A 17,137-nucleotide genomic window follows, 5' to 3' on the forward strand; every position below is an offset into this window, starting at 1 on the left:
AATTTAAGGGTAAATGCATTAAATTTGATAGAATTAATGAACAGTTATGAAGCTAATTGAACTCGCAGAAGAATTACAGGTTTCTGCAGAAGCCATTAAACAGTTTATCCAGGATTTTGATCTTGAACTGGTAGACTGTATAAGCACTAATTTTGAGGTAAAGAAAGATTTTGAAAAGTTTGCCCGCGAAAATGTAGATTTTCTAAGGTTATACGAAAAAGATCTCGATAAAAATAAAACCCTGGAGCAGATTGCAGAAGTGATCAAGCAGCCAAAAGATAAAGTTGAAAAGGTAATTAAAGACAATAATATCAATATTTTCGACAACGGTTTTTTCAAATCTTCTGTATCAAGTTATGGAATTGATAACAAACTGGGAGGAAACTATCAGTTTGTGTATGATTATTTCGGGCATAAAACCAGTCTGCAGCAAAGAGATTTCATAGGATACAGAGATCTGTTTTTTTATACGTCCAGCGTTTTGGAACCGTTCCTTAACCCACAACAGATCAAAGACTGGGGAATCAACAAGCCTGCAGGAATTATCCTGTACGGACCTCCCGGTAGCGGTAAGATATTCTGGGCCAACAAAATTGCTGAAATCATCGGATATCAGTTTAAAGAAGTTAAAAAACATTATCTGGGAACTTCATTAATTGATGGCAATGAAATCAATTTCAGTGATTTTCTGCTGAGCATGATGAAGGAAAATAAAATGCTTCTTTTCATGGATGATTTTGATGAAATTATGATGCAGCGAAAAGCAGAGACAGATATTGCTTCCTGTAACCTTGAAGCGCAGGAACTCATTCTGCATTACATCAGCAAATTTGAAAAAGAAGGAGTTCTGATGGTGGGCTCAGCTAATTCTGTGGCAGAAATTGATGAAGAAATTCTGGCACCGGGAAGATTTGATGTGCTGATCCCTGTTTTTCCTCCTAATGCTTCTGAGCGTTCAGAAATTATTCTTTATGCGATGACCAGAGGACTTGAGGAAGATTCTTTATTGTATAAAATTCTTAAGAATAACAAAGCGGATAAAATTCCTTTCTGGCATGACATCTCTTCAAAAATGAAGGCCTTTAGCAATACCATGCTGATCGACTTTACCCAAAGCTTAAAGAAAAGGATTAAAAACCTTTACCAGAAAACCAGAAACGAAAAACTGAAGATCGACCAGAATCTCTTAAATGGAGCATTAAGAGATGCAGGATCCAAGCTTACTGAAGAATATCTTGATCAGGTAGCAAGATTCCTGGCTGATGCCATTATCAATAATTTTGATGACTTTCAGTTCAGAATTCAGGCATTGAAGAATGAACTGGAAACCTACAGAGTAGTGGAAGAACCACAAAGAGCCATCGGGTTTCAGCATAATGATGGGGGAGATAAAGGGTAATTGTTCAACGTTTAAGTTTAAATTTTAAGATTTACAAAAAATACTCATCACTCATCACTCATTACTTATTATTCATGAACAGCATCTGGGAACTGGATACATTCTACAGAAAAAGAGATATTATCATCATAGGTGCCGGATTTTCCGGGCTTTGGACTGCAATAGTCATCAAAGAGAAATATCCTGAAAAATCTGTCTTAATCGTGGAAAGAAATGCTATTCCGTTAGGTGCTTCAACAAGAAATGCCGGGTTTGCCTGTTTTGGAAGCCTTACCGAAATCATTGCTGATTCTGAGAAAATGGGATGGGAACAAACACTGAAGCTTATTAAAATGAGATTTGAAGGGCTTCAGAAAATCCGACATTATTTTAAAAATGATGAGATTGATTTTGAACTTGAAGGAGGCTATGAAATTGTAAATAATGAAGAGCCTTTAACCCATATCGACAGTGTTAATGAAAAACTGAAAACAATAACAGGACTGGATAAAACATACAGTCTGAAACAGAATAAAATAAAAGAATTCGGACTTGGGAAATCTGAATTTCTCATCGAAAACCCTTGTGAAGGAAGTCTGCATTCAGGAAAACTGTTACAAAAACTGCTGGAAAAATGCCATGAACTGAAAGTAGAGTTTTTATTCGGAACAGAAGTCCTGAAGATTGAAGAAAGAACAGAAGATGCTGAGGTCTATCTCTCCGGCGATGTGTCCGTAAAAGCTGGTAAAGTGATTTATTGTACCAATGCTTTCACTTCAAAGTTTCTGGAAAAAGAAAATATCGTTCCAGCCCGTGGACAGGTCCTTTTGACAGAACCTATAGACGGATTAAAACTAAAAGGAACCTTTCATTATGATGAAGGGTATTATTACTTCAGGAACTTAGGCAACAGAATATTGCTGGGCGGGGGGAGAAATCAGGATTTTAAAACCGAAGAAACCATCGCTTTTGAAACTACAGAATTTCTGCAGAATCACCTGGAAAACTTTTTAAGAGAAATTATTCTTCCTTATAAAGACTTTAAAATTGCACTCCGCTGGTCAGGAATAATGGCAATGGGTCTGGAAAAAACACCCATTGTAAAACAGATTTCGGAAAGACAGTTTTGTGCCGTAAGGCTTTCAGGAATGGGAGTCGCTTTAGCTCCTGAAATTGGGAAGGAGATAGCAAAAATGATTTAAATGCAAATGAAATATTTACCTTTTGAACGGATTACCTACAGGACAAATTTATCTGAACAGGAAGTTTTAACAAGACTTTCCGGTTTTGTAGAGGCTAAAAAATTTGGTTTTGGAAGGAATTATACAAAAGACTATGAAGGATCTGTAAATAATAACAGCTTTGAAATAAGCAGAGTGATACAGTATAGAAATTCTTTTCTTCCCCAAATAAGCGGAATTGTTCAAAAAAATAACTATGGGACAGAAATAGAAGTTACCATGAAGTTACATGTATTTGTACTTGTATTTTTACTATTCTGGTGCTCCATTGCAGTAGGGATATTCATTATGATCGGTTCAACAGAGAAAAAAATGTCTGTAGAATTTTTCATGCCTCTGCTGATGTTACTTTTTGTTTATATCTTAACAATGGCAGGCTTCAAAACGGAAAGTAAAAAATCAAAAGAATACCTTAGAAGAAGCTTTGAAGCTGAAATCGTAAAAGAATAGTTATTTATCCATCGAATCTCGAATCCTAAAAAACCGGATTCCGAACCCAAAACTTTAAACCGGGAACTTTAAACGCGCATCTCTCCACTCTAAAAGAATTCCTTATTTTTGCAAAAAGAAAAATTCGTGATTAACAACGACCAGATAAAAGAAGTTCAATCCAGAATTGAAGATTTACACAGATATCTTCAGATTGAGAAAAAGAAGATTGAAATTGCCAATGATGACGAAAAAACTGCAGCACCTGAATTTTGGGACAACCCAAAAACGGCAGAAGCATTTTTAAAACAGCTTCGTTCAAAGAAAAAATGGGTAGAAAGCTATGATGAGATTCATACACAGTTTGAAGATCTGCAGGTGTTGGCTGACTTTGCCAAAGAAGATCCTGATTCTGAAAAAGAACTGGATGAAACATTTCCGCAGTTGGTAGAGAAAATTGAAGACCTTGAATTCAAAAATATGCTTTCCAATGAAGGGGATGAACTTTCTGCCGTTCTTCAGATTACAGCAGGAGCAGGAGGAACAGAAAGTTGTGACTGGGCATCTATGCTGATGAGAATGTATACGATGTGGGCAGAAAAACAAGGGTATAAAATCCGTGAACTGAACTTCCAGGAAGGTGATGTGGCAGGAGTGAAAACTGTAACCCTTGAAATTGAAGGGGAATATGCTTTCGGATATCTGAAAGGAGAAAACGGCGTGCACAGACTGGTGAGAATCTCACCTTTTGATAGTAATGCGAAACGCCATACAAGCTTTGTTTCCGTGTACGTTTATCCTTTAGTGGATGATACCATTGAGATCAATATCAACCCTGCCGATATCAGTTTTGAGACCATGAGGGCTTCTGGAGCCGGAGGGCAGAACGTCAACAAGGTGGAAACCGCTGTACGTCTTCGTCACGCACCAACCGGCATTATCATCGAAAACTCAGAATCCCGTTCCCAGCTTCAGAATAAAGAAAAAGCAATGCAGCTTCTTCGTTCAAGACTTTACGAAATGGAACTGGAAGAACGTATGAAAGCCAGAAACGAGATTGAAGCCAATAAAATGAAGATCGAGTGGGGAAGCCAGATCAGAAATTACGTCATGCACCCTTACAAGCTGGTAAAAGATGTACGCTCAGGTCATGAAACGTCAGACGTGGATGCTGTTATGAACGGTAATATCACTCCTTTCCTCAAAGCATTCCTGATGGCCGATGGGACGGCAGTTTCCGATGATGACCTCGACTTATAAAAATCATGTTTCAATTTTAGTTAAAATCTTATAATTAATTTTTGTTTCAGACTTTTTAGACCTATTTTTGTTGTTCATCGATATTTATGGAAGATTTCAATAGCTGGAAGGATTTATTAAACCCTGAGTTTTATATTAAAATGGGAGGGTTTTGGCTTATTTTGTTTATCGTATTTGCTGAAACAGGGCTTTTTGTAGGATTTTTCCTGCCGGGAGATTCACTTTTATTCGTTTCAGGAATTTATGCCGTTGAAATCATCAAAGAGACTTTTGGCTCTACAGGAAGCGATTTCCTGGATACTACACTTCTGGCTTCAGGAGTATCCCTTGCAGCCATTATTGGAAATGAAGTAGGTTATTATTTCGGAAGAAAAGCCGGCCCCGCTTTGTATAAAAGACCGGATTCAATGCTTTTCAAAAAGAAATATCTTTATCAGGCACATGATTTCTTTGAAAAACATGGAGCACTGGCAGTTATTATGGCAAGGTTTTTACCTGTTGTAAGAACATTTACCCCTATTGTAGCCGGTATCGTGAAGATGGATAAAAAAGAGTTTTTAAGAGATAATATTATCGGTGCTGTATTATGGTCGTTTATTCTGATCTTTGCAGGACATTACCTGGATAAGCTCTTTATGGAGCAGTTTGGCATCAACTTAAAAGAAAAACTGGAATATATTATTATCGTGATTGTACTGGTAACTACACTTCCGGTAATCATCAAATTTGTTTTCGGGAAAAAAGAAGATTTATCCAAATACGAAGATCAGGACTTTGAATAAATAAGCAATGCAATTAAAAATATAGAGCCGTCTCAATCATGAGATGGCTTTTTTTATTGCTTTGTCCCGTCCTGAAATAAGTTGACAATTAATCGACTTATTTATGAAAGATCAAGTATTAAAAAGAGAAAAGCGCACACAAAGAGACTACAGTATAGCCTTTAAATTAAGAATAGTTTCTCAAGTAGAAAACGGCGATTACACTTACAAGCAGGCTCAAAAAGAGTATGGTATCCAGGGAAGAAGTACTGTTTTGGTTTGGTTGCGAAGATATGGTAACTTAGAGTGGAGTAAACCTAAACTTCATACTATGCCTAATTCCAAAGAAACACCAGCTCAAAAAATTAAACGTTTAGAAAAAGAACTAGCTGATGAAAAGCTAAAAACCAAGGTTCTTAATACGATGATTGATATCTCAGATAAACAATATGGGACTCAAATCAGAAAAAAGTTTTCCTCCCAACAATCTTCCAACTCCACAGACAAGGAATAAGTATATCAAGACTGTGTAGATTGTTTGGGATAAGCCGTCAGGCTATTTATCAAGCTAAGCAAAGGATTTTAATCCGGGAAAACCAATTACTGAAGGTAAAATTTCTGGTTCAGGAAATACGAATGAAGTTACCTAAATTAGGAACAAGAAAACTTTATCATCTTCTTAAAGAACAGCTCATACAGGAAGATGTCAAATTGGGAAGAGATGCTTTATTTGCCTACTTAAAAAGAGAGAATATGCTAATCCGTAGACAAAAGAAATATATTAAAACAACATTTTCAAAGCATTGGCTTAGAAAGCATCCCAATCTGTTGAAGGATTTGAGAGTAGAAAAAGCGGAACAGGTGTTTGTAAGCGATATAACTTATCTTAAAACCAAAGAATCTACATGTTATTTATCTTTGGTAACAGATGCCTATAGTAGAAAGATCATGGGATATTCATTAAGTTCAAATATGAACACTGAAAATGTTGCGAAAGCTTTAAAAATGGCAATAAAAAATAGAGGTTCAAGTGGCCCATTAATTCATCATTCAGATAGAGGTTTGCAATATTGCTCTGGTTATTACCAGAAAATACTTAATAAGAATGAAATCAAACCGTCAATGACTGATGGTTATGATTGCTATCAAAATGCACTGGCAGAAAGGGTGAATGGAATATTGAAACAAGAATTCCTTTTTTATAAAACAAAGAATATGCAAGATCTAAACTCATTAGTAAAAGAAAGTATTTATCTTTATAATACTAAAAGACCACATCTAAGCCTTAATATGCAAACTCCAGATAAAGTGCATAAAAAATCCGAAGAAATAAAATATCTCTCCGGATTAAATATTGTTTAATTTATGTCAACCTATTTTAGGACGACTCACTTGTAATGAATTTTTAAAACGCAAAGATTAATTTGTATTGAGTATTATTTTAAGAGAGAAAAGGTAGGAATCAATGAATTGATTCTTTCTAAGCGTATGGATATATATATTCGTTAGCTTCGTCAGTGACAAAGTCACGACTTCTTCGCTTCCTTACAATAATGCGTTGTAATTATTATCCTTTGCGTTTAATAATCAAATAAATTCTGTAAGACATCTTTACTTTTTAATCCATTCCAGGATATTAGGATAAATAATACTGTCTCTTTTCCTTTTGCTGAAGAATCTGGGTGCGTGGCCTGCTCCTTTCATAAAGACAAATTTGTGCGGAACATTCATCCGGGTGAGCGCCGAATCCATAGCAATTCCCTGATGCTGATTGACCAGAATATCATTATTTCCCTGAAATAACAGCGTAGGGACATTGGTAATGTTCGCAATAGGGCTGGCTTCCTTAAAGGCTTCAGAAACATTGCTGCGGTCAAATCTGGCACCTACCACTTTCTGGATAGTAGGAGAGGTATATTTTGAATAAAAAGATTTAAGATATTGCGAACTGAAAAAATCTGTTGGACCACTCAGTGAAATGATTTTTTTGATCTGTTCAGGATGCTGGTATCCGTAAAGAAGTGCCAGATGCCCGCCAGCACTCTCTCCCAGAAGAATATAATTGTCGGGTTGAAGCTCAGCTTTATCTGCAAGTGAATTAAATTTTTCAATCACCTGGCCAATATCCTCAAGCTGCTGCTTGTAAGTGATTTTTTTCTTTGCAGAAACCAGTCTATAGTTCATATTGATGCTCGGAATCCTGTTTTCAAAAAGCATCTTCTGAATCTGGATCATATGCTCTTTTTTTCCTAAAGTCCAGGCCCCGCCATGAACGATAAGCACGACAGGAGTATCTTCAGCATAATTTTTGGGAAGAAAAACATCCATTTTCTGCCTTTTATGCTCACCATATTTGAGATTATAAATTTTCTGCTGGCCTCCGGGGCCTACCCAGACTCTGAATTTCGTATTGCAGGACTGCAGCATGAAACCAATACATCCCATCACAAAAAAATGATACCTGCGAATGAGTTTTTTCATAGAATCAAATAAAGAAATATTATGGTAATTCTTTATACAGAGCATTTGCATAACGGTAAACAGACTGGCTGTATCGTGGTAAATGATGTGAAATTGCCTTTAGGGTTAGCGATAAAGCTTCCTCATACATTCCCGCTGAAGAAAGAGATAACGCTAAAAAAGAATCTACGGCATCATTGAGCTCATCAGAGTAACTGGCTTTTTCTTCCCTTAAAATACGGATGCTTTCCTCTGCTTTTCCGTTATTTCTTAAGGTACTTGCTAGCTGGATTCTTGCTCTCCTTCTTCGTAAGCCGGTTAATCCCTTGTCTAATGCTGATCTGTACAAAGGCTCTGCTTTCTTTTCATGTCCGGTGGAGTCAAAAGCACAGGCTCTTTCAAAATCAGCAATAGCCTGATAATCCGTAATGGTAAGCAATTCTACATGATTTTCAATTTGCTGAATAAACTCTTCATCACTTATCGTTCCAAGTTTTAGCCATATACGTTGTAATTGGGTTTCCCAGTTTTCATCCATCGGATAGATTTTAAACAAATATATAAAATATTGAAAGCTGAGCATTGTTTAATCAGTCTTATAATTTTTAAAATTATTGTCAGATTATGAATTCAAAAACGGAATTAAATATTTATTTTTGCTGAACTTAACAAAGATTAAAAAATTATTAAAATATGGCATCAGGCTTTTTTGCGATTTTAGATGATATTGCAGCATTGATGGATGATGTAGCGGTTACCAGTAAGATTGCTACGCAAAAGACAGCGGGAATTTTAGGAGATGACCTGGCCGTAAATGCAGAAAAAGCCACAGGCTTTCTTTCTTCAAGAGAACTTCCTGTGCTGTGGGCTATTACCAAAGGATCATTTATCAATAAACTGATTATTCTTCCCATCGCTTTTCTGCTCAACTGGCTCTATAAGCCGGCTATTGAAATGATTCTGATTTTAGGAGGAATCTATCTTGCTTTTGAAGGTGTGGAAAAGATTATAGAATTCCTGTTTCACCGTTCCAAAAAAGGACATGAAGTCATCAAAGAAAGTGATGAAGAAGAAAATTCCGAAGCCTCTGAAAAAGCGAAAATAAACTCAGCCATCAGAACAGATTTTATCCTTTCCATTGAGATTGTAATTATTGCACTGGGAACTGTTATTCAGCAGGAGCACCCGCTTCTTACGCAAATCATAACAGTAACATTTGTATCGTTTTTGGCAACAGTTGGGGTATACGGAATTGTAGCACTGATCGTGAGAATGGATGATGCCGGTTTCAGCCTGATCAAGAAAAGTCATGATAAGGGATTCTTTTCCAAGATCGGACATTTATTGGTAAAAGCATTGCCTGTAATTATTAAACTTCTGGGAATTGTAGGTACGGTTGCTCTGATACTGGTTTCAGGAGGTATTTTTGCCCACAATATCCATTATCTGCATGAATTGCTTCCAACCTGGCCGGCTATGCTGAAAGAGTTTACTTTCGGTCTTGTAGGAGGGATCGCTGCAGTAGCAGTATTTACTTTAGGAAAATCAATTTATTCCCTGGTGACAAAAAAATAAGAACAGAATTAGAATTAAATAACCAAAAAATCCTGTACCCGAAAGAGTGCAGGATTTTTTATTCTTTAAAACAAAAAAGAGACTTTTACAAGCCTCTTTTTATATATTAATTGAATAAATCTTTTACTTTATCAAAAAAAGTCTTTTCCTTTCCGGATGGCTCTGCAACCATTTCTCCGCTGGACATCTGTTTCTCAAAGAAATCTTTCTGCTCTTTGGTAAGCTTCTGCGGTGTCCATACATTGATGTGAATAAACATATCTCCTTTTCCGTAGCTGTCGATGCTTGGAAGCCCTTTTCCTGCCAATCTTAAGATCTTTCCGGACTGTGTTCCCGGATCAACAGTAATTTTTACTTTTCCGCCTACTGTAGGGATTTCCTTTTTGGTTCCCAGAGCAGCTTCAGCAAATGAAACATAAAGTTCCTGGTGAAGATTGTCTCCTTCTCTCTTGATGGTTTGATCTACTTCCTCTTCAATGATTACCAATAAATCCCCAGGAGTTCCTCCAAACGGAGCATCATTCCCTTTTCCTCTTACATTAAGCTGGATACCGTCTCTTGCTCCTGCAGGAATGTTGATTGTAATTTCCTCTTCATCCTTAACAAGACCCTGCGCATTGGCGCCGGCAGGAATTTTATCGGCAACTTTTCCGATTCCCTGACATGTACCGCAGGTAGTCTGTGTCTGCATCTGGCCAAACATCGTATTCATTACTTTTATCTGAACACCGGAACCGTTACAGGTAGGACATGTTTTTGAAGTGGCACCTTCTGCCATCTTCATCTTTTTAACTTTAATGGTTTTTTGAGTTCCGTTTACCATTTCCTCAAGATTCAGCTTGATCCTGATTCTTAAATTAGAACCTTTCACCTGCTGACGGCCACCGCCACCACCAAATCCTCCGAAACCGCCACCGAAAATATCTCCAAACTGACTGAAAATATCTTCCATGTTCATTCCACCTCCGAAGCCTCCGCCTCCGAAACCACCATTGCCACCCATTCCGGCATGTCCGAACTGGTCGTATCTGGCACGTTTCTGATCATCGCTCAGAACTTCATAAGCCTCTGCAGCTTCTTTAAATTTTTCTTCTGCCTCTTTATCTCCCGGGTTTTTGTCCGGGTGATATTTAATGGCCATTTTACGGTATGCTTTTTTTATTTCGTCGCCTGATGCAGATTTGCTGATCTCAAGAACCTCGTAATAATCTCTTTTTGACATGACAATTTTATAATTGATTGTTGATAAATGATAAAAGATATTGTAAAGCTAATAAGTGAAAACATTCATCAATTATCACTCACCATTTATCATTTATGAATTTTAATTTCCTGTTACTACTTTTGCAAAACGGATTACCTTATCATTCAACGTATATCCTGTTTCAATAACATCTACGATCTTTCCTTTCAAATCTTCTGATGGAGCAGGGATCTGAGTAATCGCTTCATGGAAATCAACATCAAAGCTGTCACCAGCCTTTACTTCCATTGTTTTTAAGCCTTTTTCAGTAAGTTTATTCTTGAATTTCTGATAGATCAGTTCTACACCCTGAAGATCAGCCGGATTTCCGTTTTTAGCGATTTCTTTTAATGCTCTTTCAAAATCATCCAAAACGCCTAACATTGAAACCATCATCTCCTGGTTGGCATACTGGAAGAATTCCATCTTCTCTTTGCTCGTTCTTTTTTATAGTTTTCAAATTCAGCATACAATCTGATGTAACGGTCTTTTTCTTCTGCCAAAAGTTCCTCCGCAGAAGGAGCAGCTGTCACATTGTCCTGAGATGTTGCGTCATTCTGAACATTGTTTTCTTCCTGATTATTGATGCTTTCTTCGTTAATATCCTGGTTTCCATAATTCAATATTTATTTACAGATTGTTTGACAAAGAGCCTGCCAAATATAAAATCTGGACATTAAGGCAGAAAAATGAGCGGCGGTAAATGGTGAGTGAGTCAATTCGCTTCGCTTGTGTATTGGTTATTGCTCATCGTTAAAAATTGAGTTTGCGTAGCAATAATGACCATTGATGATTCACCTGCAATGATTAAGATGTCAATTCGCTTCGCTTGTGAATTGGTTATTGCTCATCGTTAAAAATTGACTTTGCGTAGCAAAAATTGACCATTGACCATTCACCTGCAATGATTAAGATGTCAATCCGCTTCGCTTGTGAATTAGTAATTGTTTACATCAAAAATTGACCATTGACGATTCACCTGCAATGATTAAGATGTCAATCCGTTTCACTTGTGAATTTGTAATTGTTAAGCATTAAAAACTGACTTTGCAAAGCAAAAATTGACCATTGACCATTCACCTAACAATGCCCAATAGTCAATTTAAAAGCTATAGTTATATTTTTATTTCCCTGTAAACGTCTGGTAGAGCAGATACAGATTTAAAACAATAATAATGATGGAAATAATCCATACACAGATTTTAAGAAAGGGTTTATTGACAAATTCACCCATTTTGGCTTTATCGTTGGTGAACATTACCAATGGAACCACTGCAAAGCTCAGCTGCATAGATAGAATTACCTGGCTTAAAACCAATAACTCGGTTGTTCCCTGTTCGCCATAAAGTATAGCGACAATAAGTGCGGGAATTACAGCAATAAGTCTTGTGATCAATCTTCGAAGCCATGGCCTTAATCTGATATTCAGAAATCCTTCCATCACAATCTGACCGGCAAGAGTTCCTGTTAATGTTGAGTTTTGTCCAGAAGCCAGCAAAGCAATAGCAAATGCAATACTTGCCATTGAAGCTCCTAAAATGGGCGTCAGCATTTTGTAGGCATCATGAATATCAGCAACATGTTCGTTCCCGGTTGTATGAAATGTAGCGGCTGCAAGAATAAGAATGGCTGCATTGATGAAGAAAGCCAGCATTAGTGAAACTGTACTGTCTATAGTGGCAAACTTTATGGCTTCTTTTTTCCCTTCTGTATCACGGGTATAGTCTCTGGTCTGTACAATACTGCTGTGCAGATACAGGTTGTGGGGCATTACGGTAGCTCCTAAAATCCCGATTGCAATATAAAGCATAGCAGGATTCTGAATAATTTCTTTTTGTGGAACCAGCCCTCCCAGGATTTCATTGAACGCAGGCTTGGAAATAACAATTTCATACATGAAACAGGCCAGAATAATGAATATAAGTCCGCCTACAATACTCTCAATCCAACGGAAGCCTTTCGCCTGAAGCAAAAGGATAATTAACACATCTACAGTTGTGATGACAATACCCCAGGTCAGAGGAATATGGAATAGGAGATTTAAGGCAATCGCTGATCCGATGACTTCAGCGAGATCGCAGGCAGCAATGGCTATTTCACAGAATACCCAGAGTATGAAATTGGTTATTGGGCTGAAGTGATCCCTGCAGGCTTGTGCAAGGTCTCTTTCGGCAACCACACCCAGTTTTACAGACAAGTGTTGTAAAACCACTGCAAAAATATTGGAGATAAGGATTACTGAAAGAAGTGTATACCCAAACTGAGCCCCTCCTGCAATATCTGTAGCCCAGTTTCCCGGATCCATATAACCTACGGCAATCATTAGCCCAGGTCCTGCAAAGGCAAGGTATTTTCTCCAGAAAGTTGCATTTTTAGGTACTTTGATCGATGAATAGACCTCTGATAAGGAATGGTCTGTTTTATCTTTTCGCCAGGCGCTTTTTAAATTCAAATTCATAAATGTTAGAAATGACTAACAAATTTAATTAAATATATGTAAACAGAAAAATCATAAGATAAAAAAATCCCGGGAACTGGTTCCCGGGATCTAATTTTTATTGAGTCTAAAGATTACTTGGCAAATCTTACAGACATTTTTCTGTCAGCAGCTCTTTCAGCATCAGAAGCTTTTGCATCTACTTTAGCAAATTTACTTCCGTAGCCTTCAGCACCAAGTACCTGACCTCCAACACCTGCCTTAGCTAAAGCAGATTTGATATAATCAGCTCTTGCCTGGGAAAGTTTAACGTTGGAAGCTTCATTTCCTGTTTTGTCTGTGTATCCTCCGATTTTGATTTTTGCATCAGGGAAAGCCTTAAGGATAGCTACAAGGTTGTCCAATTGTCCTTGTGATCCAGCTTCAAGCTCGGTAGAACTTCCCATTTTGAAATTAACATGATCGAAGTCGTACCACTTATCTTTCAACGCAGAATCATCAGCTGCATTTTTGTAACCTCCGGATTTCAGGAATGAAATCATCTGGTCTTCCATTCCGCCTTTGTAACCTTTTAGCATTACCCCGTTAAGGTCAATGTTTTCATCAGTTTTAGCGGTTGCCGGTGCGGGCGTTGCTGTTCCTGTAGTAGCAGCTGTATCAGTAGTTGAACTAGTTGCTGTTGAATCAGACGTAGTGGTAGTGGTTGTCGTGGTCTGCTTTTTCTCACACTGTTTCCATAAGAAATACGCAGCAGCTATTAATAATAAAAGCGGAAGCAACCATTTCCAGATTGAACCTCCGCCTTGATTATTATTGTTGTTATTTTCAAATCTTTCTCTTACTTCTCTAGCTCCTTCTGAAACATTTTCTCTTGCTGTAGCAACACTTTCAGCGATGTTATCTTTAGCTGTAGAAGTTACCGAAGAAACAGTTTCTTTTGCCTGGCCAAACCAATTTTCAGCTCCTAATCCAAAGGATGCCAAAGAAAGTCCCGCAGGCAGCAGAGAAGAAACAATGCCTTTCTGATCATTCAGTAAGCTGGAAATACCCGAAGCCCCCAGATTATTGTCGGCTGCGTATTTTCCAACAGTACCTACTGTAGCTCCAGTCACCAGGTTTAATAAAGAACCTGCAGTGGTGTTACTCACTCCTGAAAAACTGGCAATGGAATTTACCAGTCCGCTTATTTTATCTCCAAATATTGAAGATAACAAGTTCGAAATAATCGGGTTATTAGACGCTCCGCCTAATAGATTTCCCAAAATTCCACTTGAAGAGGCCTGTGTAATAGCATCCACAACGCCAGGCTTATCTGCATTATTGGCTAATCCACCTACTACAGCAGGTAATAATCCGCCAATTGCTTTAGAAATACCGGATTCACTTTCTCCAAACTGCGATGCAGCCTGTGAAACCAAAGCGGGACCTAATTGTCCTTTAATTAAATCAATGACATTTAAAGACATAATAATAAATTTTTTTGGATTAATGTTGATATAAATTTAAACAAAAATCCGTCCAAATGTCACCTTTTTTTGAATATTTCTTTAAAAATTAATGATTTTTTTTAAAATCATTAAAATTATTAATAAGCTTTTGCGAATAATACACGTCTTTTAGACGGTTTTCCTGAGATCAATGAAACACCTTCTTCTATATCATCATCCAAAGGAATACATCTGATCGTTGCCTTGGTTTCTTCTTTGATTTGTTCTTCTTCTTCAGCAGTACCATCCCAGTGAGCGTAGATAAATCCACCTTTCTCTTCCAGAACTTTCTTGAATTCTTCATAAGTATCCACTTTCGTGATATTATTTTTTCTGAACTCAAATGCTTTGTTGTAAATATCCTGCTGAATGGTTTTCAATAGATCTTCAATATAAGAATCAAGACCTTCAATAGAACGAACTTCTTTAGTCAGGTTATCTCTTCTAGCAATTTCCACCGATTTGTTCTCCAGGTCTCTTGGTCCCATGGCAATTCTTACAGGAACTCCCTTCAACTCATATTCTGCGAATTTCCAGCCTGGTTTGTTCTGAGTATCATTGTCAAATTTTACAGAAATTCCTTTTGCTCTCAGTTTAGCCTGAATATCCAAAGCTACTTCGCTGATTTGCTCCAATTGCTCTTCCCCTTTGAAGATTGGAACGATTACTACCTGAATTGGCGCAAGAGTAGGAGGCAGTACCAATCCGAAATCATCAGAGTGTGTCATAATCAATGCACCCATCAGACGGGTTGAAGTTCCCCAAGATGTTGCCCATGCATGCTCAATTTTTCCTTCTTTGTTGGTGAATTTTACATCAAATGCTTTTGCAAAATTCTGACCCAGGAAGTGAGAAGTTCCGGCTTGTAGAGCTTTTCCATCCTGCATTAATGCTTCAATACAGTAAGTTTCATCAGCCCCTGCAAATCTTTCAGACGGTGTTTTTAATCCCTGGATAACAGGAATAGCCATAAAGTTTTCTGCAAAATCTGCATAAACTTTATTCATTTTTTCTGCTTCTTCAACAGCTTCCTCTTTTGTAGCGTGAGCAGTGTGTCCTTCCTGCCATAAGAATTCAGCAGTTCTCAGGAAAAGACGTGTTCTCATTTCCCAACGGACAACATTAGCCCATTGGTTGATCAGTATTGGTAAGTCTCTGTAAGACTGGATCCAGTTTTTGTATGTGTTCCAGATAATAGCTTCTGAAGTAGGACGAACGATAAGTTCTTCTTCCAGTTTTGCATCCGGGTCCACAATCAGCTTGGATGGGTTGTCCGGATCGGTCTTTAATCTGTAGTGGGTAACAACAGCGCATTCTTTTGCAAAACCTTCTGCATTCTTTTCCTCTGCCTCAAACAAGCTTTTGGGCACAAAAAGCGGGAAGTATGCGTTAACGTGACCTGTTTCCTTGAATTTCTTATCCATTTCATCACGCATTTTTTCCCAGATCGCATAGCCATATGGTTTGATCACCATACATCCACGCACGCCTGAGTTTTCAGCTAAATCAGCTTTTACAACCAGCTCATTATACCATTTGCTGTAATCTTCGCTTCTTGAGGTTAATTTTGCCATTATTTTTTTAAATTTTTTTAACTTTTGTACATTATTGTTATCTAAAAATAAAAATCTATTTTTGATAGATTTTTTTACCGGTATTTTGGTACATTTTTGGTACAGATTGCAAATATAATTTAAATTAAAAATTTTTACGTTATCATGAAAAGAAATATACATAAAAATTTGCTTGGTCTGCTAAGATCCAAAGGGATTCTGGCGATATCAGGCGGATTATTACTTGTGTCTTGTGGTGCTCAGATGGGAGGGTATAGCGAGACAGACGGGGTGTATTACGACCCCAATAAGGATACGCTACCTGAAGGAGTTATCATCAATGATAGCGGGAACAGAGTAGGAGAATATTATGATTACTATCAGGATTCCAACGTAATTCAGAATGCCCAGGCGAATAGCCGTGAGCAGGAGAACAGATATAATGACTGGAGCGGTACCAATCCAAATTGGAATACCACTGCTACAGATTCTGACTGGGGACTTTATGCGGGTTCCCAGACAAACTACTATGACAACTCATGGGGATGGGGATCTCCTTGGGGATGGTATGGTGGTTATAGCCCATATTGGGGCTGGGGCTGGAACCGTGGCTGGGGCTGGGGTGCAAGCCTTTCCTGGGGATGGGGCGGATCATTCGGCTGGGGCTGGGGAGGCTCTTTCGGATGGGGAAGTCCATACTGGGGTTATTCTCCTTATTGGGGAGGATATTATGATCCATTCTGGGGTGGATACTACGGAAACCCATATTGGGGATACGGAGGAGGCTACTGGGGTGGTGGCTATTATAACAGACCTGTTTACAGAAGAAGCGGTGTCAGTGGAGGAGGATTCCAGAATACAGGGGTAGCTAATGCAGTTTACAGAACCAATACAGCTAACTCAGGATTTAGAAATACCAATGGAAATGGAGGATTCAGAAATATCAGCAATGGCGGATTCAGAGACTCTAATTCAAATGGTGGCTTCAGAGGTAATTCCGGAGGGTTCAGAAACGGAAGTTCAGGAGGTTTCAGAAATACTCAGTCCAATGGTGGATTCCGTAATTCTGCACCACAAACAAGACCTAATTACAATTATCAGCAGTCGCAGCCAAGATACAATAACGGAGGTTTCAGGTCTAATGATTCCGGAGGCTTCAGATCCAGCGGAGGTTTCAATGGCGGAGGCGGAGGCTTCAGAGGTGGTTCTTCAGGCGGAGGCGGAATGAGATCCGGCGGCGGAGGCAGAGGAGGCTTCAGATAATTGTTCAAACTAATAAACTATATAAAAAATAATGTTAAAAAAATCTTTAG

At 38.1% G+C, this 17,137-nt stretch carries 14 protein-coding genes and 1 pseudogene; 8 read left to right on the forward strand and 7 right to left on the reverse strand.

The features are described 5' to 3' along the window. Window positions 1-46: 46 nt before the first annotated feature. The 6 genes from EL165_RS24735 to EL165_RS24760 all read left to right on the forward strand — a co-directional run bounded on the left by EL165_RS24735 (window position 47) and on the right by EL165_RS24760 (window position 6,431). Complete coding sequence (locus EL165_RS24735) at window positions 47-1,399, forward strand: AAA family ATPase (RefSeq protein WP_002980796.1); 1,353 nt, start codon at window positions 47-49, stop codon at window positions 1,397-1,399. Window positions 1,400-1,473: 74 nt separating this feature from the next. Continuing rightward, window positions 1,474-2,580: an NAD(P)/FAD-dependent oxidoreductase gene (locus EL165_RS24740; protein WP_002980795.1), complete on the forward strand. Its 1,107-nt coding sequence runs from the start codon at window positions 1,474-1,476 to the stop codon at window positions 2,578-2,580. Window positions 2,581-2,586: 6 nt separating this feature from the next. Then, entirely contained in the window at window positions 2,587-3,069 is a 483-nt protein-coding gene (locus EL165_RS24745) for a hypothetical protein (protein WP_126358711.1), read from the forward strand. Between the two features lie 126 nt (window positions 3,070-3,195). After that, window positions 3,196-4,308 (forward strand): peptide chain release factor 2, encoded by a 1,113-nt coding sequence (prfB, locus tag EL165_RS24750; protein ID WP_041461532.1) that lies wholly within the window; start codon window positions 3,196-3,198, stop codon window positions 4,306-4,308. A gap of 86 nt (window positions 4,309-4,394) precedes the next feature. Then, window positions 4,395-5,090, forward strand: coding sequence for a DedA family protein (locus EL165_RS24755; protein ID WP_002980792.1), 696 nt, complete (start codon window positions 4,395-4,397; stop codon window positions 5,088-5,090). A gap of 103 nt (window positions 5,091-5,193) precedes the next feature. Beyond that, a protein-coding gene (locus EL165_RS24760) for an IS3 family transposase (RefSeq protein ID WP_429825934.1) occupies window positions 5,194-6,431 on the forward strand; the annotation gives its coding sequence in 2 pieces (ribosomal slippage) (window positions 5,194-5,542 and window positions 5,542-6,431; 1,239 coding nt in all). 249 nt (window positions 6,432-6,680) lie between these two features. On the opposite strand, the gene EL165_RS24765 is transcribed toward EL165_RS24760, so the two are convergent. Both EL165_RS24765 and EL165_RS24770 read right to left on the reverse strand, forming a co-directional pair. Next, entirely contained in the window at window positions 6,681-7,550 is an 870-nt protein-coding gene (locus tag EL165_RS24765) for an alpha/beta hydrolase (RefSeq protein ID WP_041461853.1), read from the reverse strand. Between the two features lie 19 nt (window positions 7,551-7,569). Next, window positions 7,570-8,067 (reverse strand): tetratricopeptide repeat protein, encoded by a 498-nt coding sequence (locus EL165_RS24770; protein WP_041461852.1) that lies wholly within the window; start codon window positions 8,065-8,067, stop codon window positions 7,570-7,572. A 155-nt stretch (window positions 8,068-8,222) separates the two neighbouring features. Here EL165_RS24770 and EL165_RS24775 point away from each other — a divergent pair, with 155 nt between their 5' ends. After that, window positions 8,223-9,104 (forward strand): DUF808 domain-containing protein, encoded by an 882-nt coding sequence (locus EL165_RS24775; protein ID WP_002980787.1) that lies wholly within the window; start codon window positions 8,223-8,225, stop codon window positions 9,102-9,104. A gap of 106 nt (window positions 9,105-9,210) precedes the next feature. Here the strand turns inward: EL165_RS24775 and dnaJ are convergent, their stop codons facing one another. From dnaJ to proS, 5 genes and pseudogenes are all read right to left on the reverse strand, one after another. After that, window positions 9,211-10,326, reverse strand: a complete 1,116-nt coding sequence (gene dnaJ / locus EL165_RS24780; protein WP_002980784.1) for a molecular chaperone DnaJ — start codon at window positions 10,324-10,326, stop codon at window positions 9,211-9,213. Between the two features lie 102 nt (window positions 10,327-10,428). Then, window positions 10,429-10,970 (reverse strand): annotated as a pseudogene (locus EL165_RS24785) (nucleotide exchange factor GrpE). Between the two features lie 500 nt (window positions 10,971-11,470). Next, on the reverse strand, window positions 11,471-12,805 hold the full coding sequence (locus EL165_RS24790) for an Nramp family divalent metal transporter (RefSeq protein WP_002980780.1): 1,335 nt from the start codon (window positions 12,803-12,805) through the stop codon (window positions 11,471-11,473). 113 nt (window positions 12,806-12,918) lie between these two features. Then, a complete protein-coding gene (locus EL165_RS24795; RefSeq protein ID WP_002980778.1) occupies window positions 12,919-14,250 on the reverse strand; it encodes an OmpA family protein in 1,332 nt (443 codons plus the stop codon). Window positions 14,251-14,369: 119 nt separating this feature from the next. After that, entirely contained in the window at window positions 14,370-15,845 is a 1,476-nt protein-coding gene (proS, locus tag EL165_RS24800) for a proline--tRNA ligase (RefSeq protein WP_041461851.1), read from the reverse strand. A 144-nt stretch (window positions 15,846-15,989) separates the two neighbouring features. Here proS and EL165_RS24805 point away from each other — a divergent pair, with 144 nt between their 5' ends. Then, window positions 15,990-17,087 carry a hypothetical protein gene (locus EL165_RS24805; RefSeq protein ID WP_041461531.1) on the forward strand — a complete coding sequence of 366 codons (1,098 nt, stop codon included), beginning with the start codon at window positions 15,990-15,992 and terminating at the stop codon, window positions 17,085-17,087. Window positions 17,088-17,137 lie beyond the last annotated feature (50 nt).

It is taken from the genome of Chryseobacterium gleum, assembly GCF_900636535.1.
GTDB lineage: Bacteria > Bacteroidota > Bacteroidia > Flavobacteriales > Weeksellaceae > Chryseobacterium > Chryseobacterium gleum.